Consider the following 14,121-nt stretch of genomic DNA (forward strand, 5'->3'; position numbering starts at 1 on the left):
ACGATTATTACAACAAACCGAACGCTCAGGAAAAAAGTCCCTACTTTGATGAAAAGGTATTAAAATAAAATTATAAGTAATTGACGAAATTAATTTTGACTATATAGCATTTGGTTTACTATAAAGCTTTTAAAAGGGGGAGTTAGGAGTGTCTAATCAACCGATTGAATACGATGGAGAAGTTTGTTTAGAGCGTGCTTTAAAGCTTCTAGTAAAAATGGATGGTTTGTGTGAATCGGTGATACAAAGGATTCTCAGAGAAAAAAATTATCAAGAACTATACGAGTTACTAGTGAAATCTCGTTATAATGAGCGTTATGATGATGTAGCATCGAGTTTGTATCGACCGTTTCATTTTGATGCAGGTAGCTGTTTATCAGAGGCTTTAATATGTTTAATTGAATTAGGTGCTATGAAACATGAAGAAATTATTAAAATTTTAGATCAGCAAAGTTACGCAGGTTTATATAATTTTTTAGAAATTCGAATCCATCAGTACAATCAGTATAATCTAAAAAGAATGGCAACGTAGTGTTGCCATTTTTTAATAGTGAGCCCTAAAACTCTTAGTATTGGTTATAGTAAATTAATAATCTAACATGTATAGTTATACAAATATAATATTTGAAATTGGAATAACTTAAGTTTTCAGAGGTGTAAGATGGCAGATTTTTTATCAATTGATTTTTCAAACTTTGCTGCTTTTTTAATGGTTGCAATGGTGATGATGATTATTCCAGGTCCAGATATGGCATTCATTATAAGCAGAAGTGTTTCTGGTGGTAGAAAACAGGGGATTGCAACTGCATTCGGTATGCAATTAGGATTTATTTTCCATATTTTAATAGCTGTTTGTGGACTTTCAGCGATTTTAATGACATCAACGATTGCTTTCCAAATTGTAAAATACGTTGGAGCAGTTTATTTAGTCTATTTAGGGGTTAAAACAATACATGAAAAACAACAAATCACATTGGATACACAACAAAAAATCCATTCTAGTGTGTGGAAGTCTTTCACACAAGGTGCTATTACAAATATTTTAAACCCTAAAAATGCTTTATTTTTCCTAACTTTTTTACCTCAATTTATAAAACCTGCTGCTGGTAACACCGCTTTTCAATTCATTTTCTTAGGTGTTGTATTCGGTGTAATGGGTTTAATATTTGACATTTTATTAACTTTATTAGCTACAGCATTAAAAGATCGTTTTACAACAAATACAAAAGCAATCCAATGGCAAAAGAATATTAGTGGTGGTGTATTAATCATATTAGGTGCTATTTTGGCTTTTGAAAAAAGTAGAGCTTAATATTATCATCCTTAGTAGGACGCTTTCCTTAAAACAAGGAAAGTGTTTTTCTATTTATGATAAGATTAAGAACGAAAAAAAGTCTGTTACTTTAATGGGGGGGATATAGTTGAAAGTAATTTCATTCATCTTATGCATATTCGCATTTATAATTTTTGTAGCTGCATCAATTACAGAAAAGTATAGTTCTTATACACCGATAGCAATTATTTTAATTGGATGTGCATCTTTATTAAATGGTTTGCGATTTTTAAAAATTAATGAACTAAAGAATAGCGGAAAGTTTAACATAATCATTGGGATTGTGATGATTTGTTTAGGGGGGATTGTATTAGGACTTTGATTCATAAAACTATCTGAAATTTTTTCTTCATATAACGGAAATGAGCATTTTATCAAGGGATAATTGCATTATAAGAATGCACATCAGCATAATCAGTTGATGTGCTTTTAATTATGCATTTTATTTTAAAAATCTTTGATTAAAATTTATTGACCAAACTAGCTACTCTATTTTATTATGTAGTAGTACTCAATATTGTTGAGTACGAAAAGAGGTGATTTTTTTGCAGAACATGCGCGAAATGCTGAAAGGCGTCTTGGAAGGTATTGTGATGGAAATTATAAGTCACGGTGAAATATATGGTTATGAGATTACTAAAAAACTGCGCTCATTAGGATTTGAAGAAGTGGCTGAAGCCTCTGTATATGCATTACTACTTAGGCTAGAAAAAAACAAATTAGTTCACATTACAAAAAAACCTTCTGAATTAGGCCCTCCAAGGAAGTTCTATACACTAAATGAGCGAGGGCATGAAGAATTAGTTGCTTTTTGGGCTAGATGGGATTTTTTACGTGAGCGACTTCAAATTTTAAGATTGGAGGAGAAAGAGAATGAAATTTAGTGATGAGATGAAAGGGAAAATTAGACAGTTTGCAAAGGAACAATCCCAATATTATTTGGAAGAAGCAGAAATGACATATCTTGAAAAGTTGAAATATAAGACAGGTCAAATGAGGGGGCAGGTTGCAGCAAAGCTTTCAAAATTAAAGAAAGAATCAAATATGTCCATTGAAGCTCAAAACGATATGATGCTGTACATGAGTGATTATATGAACGATTTAATCGAACAGGGAATATCTGAGCAGGAAGCCTTTGAACGTGCGAAGGAAGAGCTGAAGTTTCGTAGCGAAACCACAGATTCTGCCAATTTACAGAAAAGATTTGCTGAATACTATGAAAATCTTGATACTGCCCATTATGAAGCAATCGGATTATTTTACGCTGGTTTTATGTTTTTTGGCGTTTCGATTGGCGCTCTAACTGGATTTCTCGGTAGTGGCGGGAAAGATATGTTCTACTCAGGAGGGTGGATAGATACGCTGATTGGTGTCGTTGTTGGGGGAATCATCGGAATTGGTTTAGGCCTAATTAGCAATGCGTTTATTCTATTAAAGAAAAAATAGAAAGTGGCTAACATTCTTAAAAGACTGAGGGAGGCGAACTGTCGTGAGAAATATCAGAAAAAAGAAGGATATTGGTATTTATGGTTTCGTCGCAAAAGAGTATGACAGAAACTCTCGAAAAAGCAGGCTTCCGGAAATGCAAAGCTATGCCAATGAAGTCGAATACTATGTAGGAAAAGGTGCTAATGTTTTGGAAGTAGCACCTGGCCCAGGGTATTTGTCCATTGAACTTGCCAAAAGAGGCTTTCATGTAACAGCAGTGGATATCAGTCCTGATTTTGTAGAAATCGCAAAACGAAACGCAAGCGAAGCAGCTGTTTCAGTAAATTTTCTAGAGGGGAATGTGTCAAACCTACCTTTTCAAGATTGCCAGTTTGATTTTGTTGTGTGTAGTGCTGCATTTAAGAACTTTAAGGATCCTGTGAAGGCATTATGTGAGATTCATAGAGTGCTGAAACAGAAGGGAAAAGCGTTAATCATCGACATGAATCATGAGGCAACAAATGAGGATATCAACGAGGAAGTAAGTAATATGAAAGGGTTTGATAGGTTATTCGTCAAATTTTCATTTAAGACGTTCTTAAAGAAAGGTGCATATACAAAAGAAGAATTTGCTGAATTTATTAAACAAAGTCCTTTTAAAAACTATCATATTAGAAACGAAGGAATCAGTTTATATGTTTATCTTGATAAATAAAGTCGTTCACGTTTTTTAGTTGAACATGTTGAATCAACTCATTTTCTAAATGGACTAAGTCAATGGGCAAGGTCATTGCCGGGTTACTAACTTTTTGGGGTTTTTTCACATTACAGAAATATTATTTTATATCTACAAATCCTTACGTACTGTATCCACAATTACACCAATATATTTACCACTCGTCTTATTTAACATTTGAATTATCCATTTTTACTTCTAAAAATTTCGCCCTCTATTGACATTAAGTAATTACATGCTAGAATGATAAAGACTTTGTCGCGTTGAAGCGCTAAAGTTAGTATTGTGAAATAATTTCATCTAGGAGTATACAGCATATGTTTTCTATTGAGGCAAAATCAAAACCGTCAGTATTCGAAGCATTATTCATTGTAATTCTCGTTATTTCAATCATTTCATTTGCAATCGGTAAGTTTGGTAGTACACCACATATCCCAATTCTGTTATCCATTATTCTTCTTATTTTTTATGGTTTGCTAAAGCGTGTGCCATTTAAAGTGTTGGAAGAAAGTATGAAATCTGGAGCCATTTCAGGAATAGGTGCTATTTATATTTTCTTTTTAATAGGTATCCTGATTAGTAGCTGGATTGTTAGTGGAACAATACCAACGCTTTTATATATGGGTTTTACCCTCGTATCAGCTAGTTTCTTTTATGCAATTGTATTTATCATTACAGCAATTATCGGTACAGCCATTGGTAGTTCATTAACGACTGTAGCGACGGTTGGGGTTGCGTTTGTAAGTATTGCAGGAGCCATTGATGCATCTATTGCTTTGACAGCTGGCGCGATTGTATCCGGAGCATTTTTTGGTGATAAAATGTCGCCATTGTCAGATACAACAAATCTAGCTGCGAGCATCGTTAATATTGATTTATTTGAACATATTAAAAATATGAGTTGGACAACGATTCCTGCGTTTATAATTAGTGGTGTCTTATATGCTGTTTTATCGCCTTCAATTGCAGGAGTAAATAATACAACGATTGAGTACTATCAAGCTAGTTTACAAGATACAAATTTAGTTCATTGGTATGCGATTGTTCCACTTCTAGTCTTGATTGTTTGCACATTTATAAAAGTGCCGGCATTTTTAACACTGATAATTAGTTCTCTTGTGGCGCTTTTCTTATCAATATTCCATACGTCTTTATCCATTAGCGATTACTGTGCAATTTTATATAGTGGTTTTGTTTCTGAAACAGGCGTGGAAGTGATTGATTCATTGTTAACTCGCGGTGGTATCAGTAATATGTTCTTTACCATTATGCTTGTTGTGCTTAGTCTCAGCATGGGTGGGTTATTGTTTGCTTTAGGGATTATTCAAACATTGCTTAGCAAAATTGAAAGTTTATTAAAATCAATTGGAGCATTAATAACTGGTACGGCCTTTACCGCAATTGGTATTAATGTTGTAGTTGGAGAACAATATTTATCGATTTTATTAACAGGAGAAGCCTTTAAGCAAAAGTATAGAGAACTAGGCTTACAATCAAAAAACTTAAGCCGAGTAATGGAAGATGCGGGTACAGTCGTAAATCCGCTTGTCCCTTGGAGTGTATGTGGACTATTCATTGCCTCAACACTTAACGTTTCCGTAATCGATTATTTACCGTTTGCGTTCTTCTGTTTACTAAGTCCAATCCTTACGATCCTATTTGGATGGTTAAATCTAACGATATCAAAAACCTAAATATAAATATAAAGATTACGCAGATTAGAATTAGTTCTAATCTGTTTTTTTATTGCTAAAACTTTTGTCATTGCATTTTGTCACAACAATAGTGTACGATACATAGTATAAGTTAAATACTGTACGACATACATTATTGTTGAGTGAGGTGATTACATGAGTAATTTATTGGATTCATTAACAACAGAACTTAGAAGAGGCACATTGACATTAGCGGTATTAAGTCAGTTAAGAACACCTCAATACGGATATTCACTCGTTCAGTTGTTAAAGGAATCAGGAATAACCATTGATCAAAGTACGCTTTATCCATTGCTTCGTCGATTAGAAAAACAAGAGCTTGTCTCAAGTAGTTGGGATACGTCAGAGAGCAGACCACGTAAGTACTATGTTTTAAGTGATTATGGTTTGGAAATCTTTTTGAAATTGAAAGAAGATTGGATGAGCATTTCGAAAGAACTTTATACGATATTAAGAGAGGATGAAGAAAATGATGTTGATTGATATATACATTCAAGAAGTCACTCGTCGGCTGCCTGAAAAAATGCGATCAGATATTGCACTTGAATTACGATCAACAATAGAGGATATGTTGCCTGGTGAATATAGTGAGGAAGATGTAAAGGAAGTGCTGAATACTTTAGGTAACCCAGCAGTATTAGCAAGTGGTTATAAGGATCAGCCAATGCATTTAATCGGTCCACGCTACTTTGATGTTTACGTTTCGTTATTAAAAATGATTCTACCTATTGCAGCGGTCATCTCCTTGATTACAGTAATTAGCCAAAACGTCTTTGGATACAGTGGGGATGAGGCGATTCTAAGTATTGTTTTACACATTATTGGTGAAGGAATATGGGCAACTATAGACGTGGGCATCCAAGTCTTTTTCTGGCTAACACTTACTTTTGTCATTATTGAGAGAGTTGATAAAAATAAAGATGAACAACCCATAACATTAAACACGGGAAAATGGACTGCAGATGAATTGAAAAATATTCCATATATCCCGAAGAAAAAAGCGATATCAAAATTTGAAATATTTGGTGGGTTAATGTGGACTGCCATTTGGGCTACAGTATATTTTAATGCGAATCAACTTGTAGGTGTTTATCATGGAACTGAAAATGGATTAAAATTTGTGATGCCTGCTCTTAATCAGGAAGTGTTATTACAATACTTACCAATCATTGTGATAATAATCGGGATTGAAATTGCTATGTCTTTATATAAGTTATTAAAGGCACAATGGACAAAACGAATGGCTATTTTTAACGCAATCCATGAACTAATTGTAACAGTAGTCTTCATTATGATTATTACCAATTCCAAATTAATGAACCAACAATTTATTTCATACATGAGCGATTTATTCTCGAAGGAGAATTTTAATAATTGGTTAATTGTTAGTGCAATTTGCATATTTATAATCAGTGCTGCCATCAATGTATACGATGGATTCAAACGAGCGAGAGTTCATAAGTAACATGTTAAAATTTTGAATTTGATAAAGAAAAATAGTATCAACAACCTCAAATTTGTCAATGATATGACAAGAGGAGGTGTTGATACTATGCAACAAGAAGTTCTTTGTGAGGTAAATAACTGCCAGTATTGGGCAAACGGGAACAAATGTAGTGCTGAAAAAATTTATGTAGTTAGCAACAAAGGTAAAGAAGCATCTACTAGTGAAGAAACAGATTGCAAAACATTTAAACCTGAGAACTAATTTATTAAGAGGTAACCAACTGCGATTGGTTACCCTTTATTATTGATAGTATTGATAATAACTCTCATTTTCATTCGTGTTACTTCAATTATTTTTCCTCAGATCTCCCTTTAGGAAGCATATTTCTTTAAAATGGACGTTTTATTCCCAAAAAACAATTATATTTTTCTTCCATACATTACAACAAAGTTAAAGTATTTATAAATACAATCAACATCTTTAAAACCACTTTCTTCTAACCAATTTAATTGTTGTGTTAAAGTGGCCATCTTATCTAGCTTAGTTCTTTCATAGGCTGCGTAGATTTCCTCTTCTGTTAATCCACTACTTTCAACTTTATTTTTCCAATCATCTTTATAAAGCTTTTCAAGTGAAGCGGTATGTCCTAAAACTTGATCAGCATTTACAAATATACCGCCATCATTTAGTAAGTCATAAATTTGAATGTATAAATTTTTCTTCTCTGTATCTGTTAAATGATGTATGGAAAGAGAAGAAACAATAATATCAAACTTATTATCATATTCGTAGGAAGTATAATCATCGACAATATAATTGATATTTGAAAAATGGGAGAAACGTTCTTTGGCAACATTTATCATTTTCTCTGAAATATCAATAAGTGTTACTTTTGCTTCAGGAAATTTATTTAATATAAAAGATGAGAATAAACCAGTTCCTGCACCAATATCTAACACAGTTGGCGTTGAAGAATGGGTTTCTATAATAGATACTGGTATAGAATAAAAATCATCAAAACATGGAATCAATTTTCTTCGTTGTGAGTCATACTTTTCTGCATTTTCATTAAACTTTTGGACAATAGATAATTTTGAACTTTGATAAACCATAATTTTTTCCCCCTTCATATTGTTAATTGAATTATAATGACTATTATCAATAATTAAAATTAACAAAAATGACATTTTTTGATAACGAACCGTTATTAGGAGGATAAAATGGATATTAGATGGATGAAAACATTTATTATATGTGCGAAGTATGAAAATTTTAGGAAAGCATCGGAAGAACTATTTTTGACTCAACCTGCTATTACAAAGCATATAAGACGACTTGAAGAGCATCTTAATACACAGTTATTTGAAAGAAGTGGAAAAAAGGTACGATTAACTCAAGCTGGGTATAAATTTCTCCCTTATGCAACGGAATTAGTATTAAAGTATGAACAAGGGATTGACAACTTTGAATCTTGGAAACAAGGATATAATCGTAAATTAACTATTGCAACAGCACCTCAAATTGCATCATCATTTTTACCCTCGTTGTTACGTGCGTTTATCGATGAAAATCCTGATATCGAAGTGATTATCAATGTCACGAAGTCTTTTGAAATAGGTGGCGAAATAAGTTCTGGAAAAGCTGATTTAGGACTATCCAGAGCACTGCCTTTGGAAACTAAATTAAAAACAGAAATTATTCATGAAGAGCCAGTTATTTTAGTCGGAGCTAATTTACAGAATGGAGCAAGTGCTATTGAAAGTGAAGTATTATCTAATTATCGCCTAATAACTCATAATCATCCAGATTATTGGGATTCGTTATTAATTAATGTAAGAAGGCATTATCCAACAGTTCGAACGATGGTGGTAAATCAAATAGAAGTAACAAAAAAATTTATAGAAAATGGTCTTGGTGTTTCATACTTACCATATTCTATGGTTAAGGATGAACTAGCAAATAAGAAATTAACGGAAGTAAAATCTGTGAAAATTTCACCACCTACCTCCTCAACATATGCTATTACGAAAATAGAGACAAATGAGGCAAGGAACTTTATTAAATTTTTGCGAGATTCTTTATAAAAATATAGCAATACGAGAACTTACAAAAGGTTTTTTTATTATTTAGTAGAATATAAGTTAGAGAAATGTTTATACATATAAGGAGAATGGAAATGTGGTTAAAATTACTGTTCCCTATGCTTGCGCTAATTGCTGGTATGGCAGTGGCAGTGCAAGGTCAGATTAATGGTGGTTTAGGGAAAAAAATTGGTGTGATTGAGGGTGCCTTTTTTAGTTTTGCATTAGGTACATTGGTCTTATTATTTGTTTTAATATTTTTTGGCAACGGTCAAATTTCATCTGTTTCATCTGTACCAAAATGGCAATTAATTGGTGGGATTTTAGGTGCATTTTTTGTCATCGTTCAAGTGCTGGTTGTGCCAAAAATTGGTGTATCGACTACCTTGCTAGCAGTCATTGTTGGTCAGATTATTTTAAGTGTTGTGATTGATCACTTTGGACTGTTTGGTGCAGAACGTCGCCCGGTAGACATGAACAAACTAGCTGCTGTTGTATTAATGTTTATTGCATTATATCTATATAATAAAAAATAACTATAAAGCAATTTCAGTTAATAGGCGCTATCCTGGAAATCAGTGATAGTGCCTTTTATCTTGTTGATTAAACACTACTTTTTATTGTTTGATATAAACTAAATGCGCAGAAGGGTACAAAGTAGCGGGTTACGATATCCCTATTGACTATCTTTATACCTTATCTAACAATAACACTTATGCAACAATGAATCTTCAACATTGTTAGATTAGAAGGTGGAATAAAATTTGAAAAGAACGGAAAGAAGACAACAACAAAAATTAACCAGGCAGATTTGGAATAAATTAAATAATAAAAAATTATTATTGACGATTTTAGCATCTATCTTTGTATTGTTTCTATGTGCCTTGCTTATCTTTAATATTTTTGTTTGGAAAAGTGATGTTAGTAAACTAGAAGAACCTACTCCACAGCCAACGATTATTTATGATCGAAATGGAGATATAGCGAGTAAAGTCGAAGCTTCAAATATTGAAGGTGTTAGTATAAAAAAGGTTCCAAAGTATTTAATTCAGGCAGTGATTGCTACAGAAGACCAAAGATTTTATAAGCATGATGGAATCAATATCATTGCTATTATTCGAGCATTTACGAAAAATATGATGAGTGGTGATATTGTCGCGGGAGGAAGCACCATATCTCAGCAGTTGGCCAAAAATGTCTTTTTAACACAGGAACGTACATATACAAGGAAGTTTAAAGAACTCATTTTGACGAAAAAAATTGAACGAACTTACTCTAAAGAAGAGATTATGGAAAAGTACTTAAATCAAATTTATTTTGGTGAAGGTGCTTGGGGCATACAACGTGCATCGCAAACCTACTTTGGCAAGGATGTTAGCGATTTAACATTAGCTGAGTCAGCTATGCTTGCTGGGTTGATTAAGGCGCCATCTATTTTGTCTCCATTTAAAGATATGGATAGAGCCGTTGAACGGAGAAATATCGTCTTATCATTAATGGAAAAGGAAGGTTACATTAGTCAAAATGAAATGGAAAAAGCAAAAGAACAGGCTATTGTTTTAGAGGGCGACAAGGTTGATGATTATAAAGGAAAATTTCCTTACTACGTAGATCATATTCTTGAAGAAGCGATCACTAAATATGGTCTGACAGAAAATGAAGTACTTTCTGGGGGACTTCAAATTTATACAGAATTAAACCCTACAATCCAAAATGCAGTAGAGCAGGTGTATAGTAATGACGAGATGTTTCCTGAAGGGCAACCGGATCAGTTGATTCAAAGTGGAGCCATTTTCATTAATCCTTCAACCGGTGGAATCAACGCACTTATAGGTGGAAGAGGGGAACATGTTTTTAGAGGATATAATCGTGCCACTCAATTAAAACGACAACCTGCCTCTACGATGAAACCATTAGCAGTCTATACGCCTGCTTTAGAGCAAGGCTACGATGTGTATGATCGATTGCAGGATTCACCGATTAATATAGGTGGATATCAACCAATGAACTATGACAAACAATTCCGTGGGGAAGTTACGATGTATGAAGCAATAATCAATTCTTATAACGTCCCGGCAGTTTGGTTATTGCAAACAATGGGGTTGAAATCTGGTACGAATTCAGTAGAACGTTACGGCATTCCATTGAAGGAAGAAGACAATAATTTAGGGTTAGCGCTTGGTGGCTTAAATGAAGGGGTATCGCCTTTAATGATGGCTCAAGCATACTCCACATTCCCGAATAATGGTGAAATGGTAGAAGCACACGCAATTCAAAAAATTGAAGATGCAGATGGCGAGATTATTGCAGAATGGAAGAATACTACTACAACAGTAACGGATCCTTTAGTGGCTCAGAAAATGACCTATATGCTAAAAGGTGTTGTTGAAGAGGGCACAGGGAAGAATGCTCAAGTTGATGATTTTGAAGTAGCTGGAAAAACGGGTACAACACAGCTTCCTTTTGAGAATGCAGGAGGAGCGAAGGATCATTGGTTTGTCGGATATACTCCAGAAATTGTTGGGGCAGTTTGGATGGGATATGATAAAACCGATGAAAATCATTATATAATGGAACCAAACAACGCGACCGTTACAAACATTTTTAAAGAAATATTCACCCAATCTAAAGCTGAATTCTCCCAAAATAAATTTACCTTACCGTTAATAGGAAAACAGCTTCAAGACAAGTGGAAGAAAGAAGAGAAAATAGAAAAAGAGAAAAAACGGAAAGAAGACAAACAGAAGAAACGGGAAGAAAAGAAACGAGACCGAGAGAAGAAGAAAAAAGAAAAGAAACAAGAACATAAGAAGAAGCACGAAGAAAAGAAACGAGAAAAAGATAAGAAAAGGGAAGACAAGAAACGGGAAAGAGAAAAGGATGATGATTAAGAATCATCACGTTTTCTGATTAACGACTGTTCTAAATTGGCTCATTTCTAAAGGTTTCTATAGAAAAAAATAAAAAGGGTAGATGCAAGAAAATTTCATTCTTGTTATCTATCCTTTTCCTTATTCGAAAATATTATTCTGCAGTAGATACATAGGTTTCAGCAATATGGGCAGTAATGGGATTATAGATATCCTTTTTACTTTCGGGATACGTAATGATTAACGTATTTGCAAAGCTATCGCCAAAGAAAAATTTCTTATAAGTAATGATGCCATTATCATTATAAGAAAGCACATACCAATCATTTGTTAACTTTTGATAGCTAATTTCAACTGGGATGTCTTCTAGGTCTCTATCATAATAGGTATGAATAGTTTCACCTGGCTCCAATACATTCGTCAAAGACCCATAGGCGAGGAGCGTAAAATCTTCATTACGAAACGTTGCGCCATCTCCGTTTGTAGGGGGTGGATCCATTGTTAAGTCTGAAGGGTATTGTAGTTGAAAACCATATCGCTCGTTTGAATAAGTTGCATACTGAACTTGAGATTGTTGCGGCTCATCAGCTTCGACTTTCTTATTTAGCGCACTGTTTACATCATCCATTAACGCAACCACTTCACTTTGATAAGTTACTAATAATTCCTGTGTACCAATTTGCTCTTGTAATAGCTGAAGTTCTTCTTGAGCAGCTTGGTAATCTTCTTGCGAAATCAAATCGTTGATCACTGCTAATTTTCGTTCAACATCTGCAACTAGTTCACTTTCTTCTTGAATTTGTTTCAAGATTTTTTGTGCCTCATCTTTTACTGTTTGCAATGCCGCTTCATTTTCTATCACTTCTTGAAGGATTGGTAATGCAACTTCATAGTCATATTGTTCTACAGCATCCATTGCTTCTTGCATTTGTTTTGACAAATCAAAATAAACTTGAGCCTCTTGATTGTCCTCTTTTTCCTTCAATGCCAGTTCAAAATAAAGTGCGGATTGATGATAATCCTTTGCTCCTAAACTCTCAATTCCTTTATCCATCGCATCTTGGTAAGCATCGGAACAGGCTGTGAGGATGACCATTGCAACGATCATCACCCAAACATACATTTTTTTCATATTGTCCTCCTAATAAAAACCAAATGGAGGTGTCCAAAAAGTAATAATTTTTTGGACACCTCTTTTCTTTCTTGATAAATATCTCTTATGAATTATTGTTCCTGCGGTGGTTGTCACCATCCTCGTCACAGTAAAAATGCTCCTGCGGTAGTCGAAATAAATTTCCACTATCCTTGTCGCAATTTATCTGTGACGAAAGCGGTAGCGTCAGTTACAAAGGAGCTGTCTCAAAATGACTTTTCAGACAACTCCATGTTGAAGAATTATTTTAATGGAATACTATGGAGAGTAAATCGGATTGGATCGTATTTCTGAACAACAAAATAAAATATATTATTGGAATAGCCAGAAAACGTGAAGGAACCTTTTACACTTCCAATGCTCTTCAAACCTTTTCCATCTGTCGTCATACGGTACATATAGCGGATATCATTGCGGGTATTATCTGTGAAATAAATATTTTTACCTCCGACAAAGAAGGTACCACTTGATTCAATAGGAGAAATCCGTTTTAGATTTTTACCATTATAGTCCATTTTGTATATATATCGGTCCAAATTATCTACGTTTTTATGAACCACTGCATAAATAAATCCACCATCTACTACGAGTGAATCTACATTTGCTACATTTTTTAATAATACCGTTTCTTTTGATGGGTTACTAATTTTGATTTTCGATAAGTTAAATAGTGTTGGCTCTTCAAACGAGTTAGGGTTTACATTCGCATAATAAGCGAAATATAGCCATCCATTATTCACAGTAAATTCACTTACATAGCCTTTTGGTTTGTATAGTAATTGATTGTCTTTTCCATTTACCTTCATCCGATAAAGACCTTTTTCATATTTGTGATAATAAATATAGTCTCCATCAATGACAAATTCATTGGTATCAATCTCCGGGTATTCACGAATTATCGAACCGTCTAACGCTATTTGTTGGAGAATAAATTCGTCAAAACTATAGGCTATTAAGCTATTGCCATAAGTATAAAGATTATTGAAGTTCCCTTCTCGAATCAGTTTTTGGCTTTTTAAATCTCTGCTTATTTTATAAATGCCAGGATCCTTATTTAACTCCCCAAAGGAATTAATAAAATAAAGGTTCCCATCTTTTTCAGCAAAGGTGTGAATGTTGTTACTGTCTTTTAAAGCCGTTCCTTTTGCTTCTGTATTGTTAGGAATAATAATACAAGTGATGAATAATGTAAGAATGATTAACCACTTTTTCATTTATTCTCCCTCCATTTCATTAACCGTATTGTCAAAACTTATATATATAAATCGCTAATAATCGTTGGTTTTACAGTCTTTTATGCAAAAAAACTTGCCACCCCCTGAATTTTGATGTTAGTTGAGGTTACCACACCACACAAC

Annotated in this window: 16 protein-coding genes; 13 read left to right on the forward strand and 3 right to left on the reverse strand. The window is 33.8% G+C overall.

From position 1 onward, the window contains the following. Positions 1-148: 148 nt before the first annotated feature. From D8M03_RS13220 to D8M03_RS13265, 10 genes are all read left to right on the forward strand, one after another. Entirely contained in the window at positions 149-532 is a 384-nt protein-coding gene (locus tag D8M03_RS13220; protein ID WP_121215300.1) for a hypothetical protein, read from the forward strand. Between the two features lie 129 nt (positions 533-661). Continuing rightward, positions 662-1,312, forward strand: a complete 651-nt coding sequence (locus D8M03_RS13225; protein ID WP_121215301.1) for a LysE family translocator — start codon at positions 662-664, stop codon at positions 1,310-1,312. A gap of 109 nt (positions 1,313-1,421) precedes the next feature. Then, on the forward strand, positions 1,422-1,655 hold the full coding sequence (locus D8M03_RS13230) for a hypothetical protein (RefSeq protein ID WP_121215302.1): 234 nt from the start codon (positions 1,422-1,424) through the stop codon (positions 1,653-1,655). 232 nt (positions 1,656-1,887) lie between these two features. Further along, positions 1,888-2,217: a PadR family transcriptional regulator gene (locus D8M03_RS13235; protein ID WP_281272161.1), complete on the forward strand. Its 330-nt coding sequence runs from the start codon at positions 1,888-1,890 to the stop codon at positions 2,215-2,217. Further along, a complete protein-coding gene (locus D8M03_RS13240) occupies positions 2,207-2,779 on the forward strand; it encodes a hypothetical protein (RefSeq protein WP_121215303.1) in 573 nt (190 codons plus the stop codon). The genes D8M03_RS13235 and D8M03_RS13240 overlap by 11 nt, the downstream gene beginning before the upstream one ends. A 43-nt stretch (positions 2,780-2,822) precedes the next feature. Then, a complete protein-coding gene (locus tag D8M03_RS13245) occupies positions 2,823-3,476 on the forward strand; it encodes a class I SAM-dependent methyltransferase (RefSeq protein ID WP_121215304.1) in 654 nt (217 codons plus the stop codon). Positions 3,477-3,814: 338 nt separating this feature from the next. Continuing rightward, positions 3,815-5,191, forward strand: a complete 1,377-nt coding sequence (nhaC, locus tag D8M03_RS13250; protein WP_121215305.1) for a Na+/H+ antiporter NhaC — start codon at positions 3,815-3,817, stop codon at positions 5,189-5,191. A 156-nt stretch (positions 5,192-5,347) separates the two neighbouring features. Continuing rightward, complete coding sequence (locus D8M03_RS13255) at positions 5,348-5,695, forward strand: PadR family transcriptional regulator (protein WP_121215306.1); 348 nt, start codon at positions 5,348-5,350, stop codon at positions 5,693-5,695. Beyond that, positions 5,682-6,677 (forward strand): HAAS signaling domain-containing protein, encoded by a 996-nt coding sequence (locus D8M03_RS13260; RefSeq protein WP_121215307.1) that lies wholly within the window; start codon positions 5,682-5,684, stop codon positions 6,675-6,677. The genes D8M03_RS13255 and D8M03_RS13260 overlap by 14 nt, the downstream gene beginning before the upstream one ends. 87 nt (positions 6,678-6,764) lie before the next feature. Further along, on the forward strand, positions 6,765-6,920 hold the full coding sequence (locus tag D8M03_RS13265) for a DUF1540 domain-containing protein (protein ID WP_121215308.1): 156 nt from the start codon (positions 6,765-6,767) through the stop codon (positions 6,918-6,920). A gap of 158 nt (positions 6,921-7,078) precedes the next feature. On the opposite strand, the gene D8M03_RS13270 is transcribed toward D8M03_RS13265, so the two are convergent. After that, positions 7,079-7,771, reverse strand: a complete 693-nt coding sequence (locus tag D8M03_RS13270; protein WP_121215309.1) for a class I SAM-dependent methyltransferase — start codon at positions 7,769-7,771, stop codon at positions 7,079-7,081. A 108-nt stretch (positions 7,772-7,879) separates the two neighbouring features. On the opposite strand from D8M03_RS13270, the gene D8M03_RS13275 reads away from it, so the two are divergent. From D8M03_RS13275 to D8M03_RS13285, 3 genes are all read left to right on the forward strand, one after another. Next, entirely contained in the window at positions 7,880-8,743 is an 864-nt protein-coding gene (locus D8M03_RS13275) for a LysR family transcriptional regulator (protein WP_121215310.1), read from the forward strand. A gap of 92 nt (positions 8,744-8,835) precedes the next feature. Then, positions 8,836-9,276, forward strand: a complete 441-nt coding sequence (locus D8M03_RS13280; RefSeq protein WP_121215311.1) for a DMT family transporter — start codon at positions 8,836-8,838, stop codon at positions 9,274-9,276. A gap of 228 nt (positions 9,277-9,504) precedes the next feature. Next, complete coding sequence (locus tag D8M03_RS13285) at positions 9,505-11,631, forward strand: transglycosylase domain-containing protein (RefSeq protein ID WP_121215312.1); 2,127 nt, start codon at positions 9,505-9,507, stop codon at positions 11,629-11,631. A gap of 133 nt (positions 11,632-11,764) precedes the next feature. Here D8M03_RS13285 and D8M03_RS13290 read toward each other — a convergent pair whose 3' ends face one another. Together D8M03_RS13290 and D8M03_RS13295 are read right to left on the reverse strand one after the other, a co-directional pair. Then, positions 11,765-12,742, reverse strand: coding sequence for a hypothetical protein (locus D8M03_RS13290; protein ID WP_121215313.1), 978 nt, complete (start codon positions 12,740-12,742; stop codon positions 11,765-11,767). A gap of 263 nt (positions 12,743-13,005) precedes the next feature. Continuing rightward, the gene (locus D8M03_RS13295) at positions 13,006-13,977 is read right to left on the reverse strand and encodes a DUF5050 domain-containing protein (RefSeq protein WP_121215314.1); all 972 of its coding nucleotides are present in this window, start codon (positions 13,975-13,977) and stop codon (positions 13,006-13,008) included. Positions 13,978-14,121 lie beyond the last annotated feature (144 nt).

It is taken from the genome of Ureibacillus endophyticus, assembly GCF_003628435.1.
In the GTDB taxonomy this organism is placed as follows: domain Bacteria; phylum Bacillota; class Bacilli; order Bacillales_A; family Planococcaceae; genus Ureibacillus; species Ureibacillus endophyticus.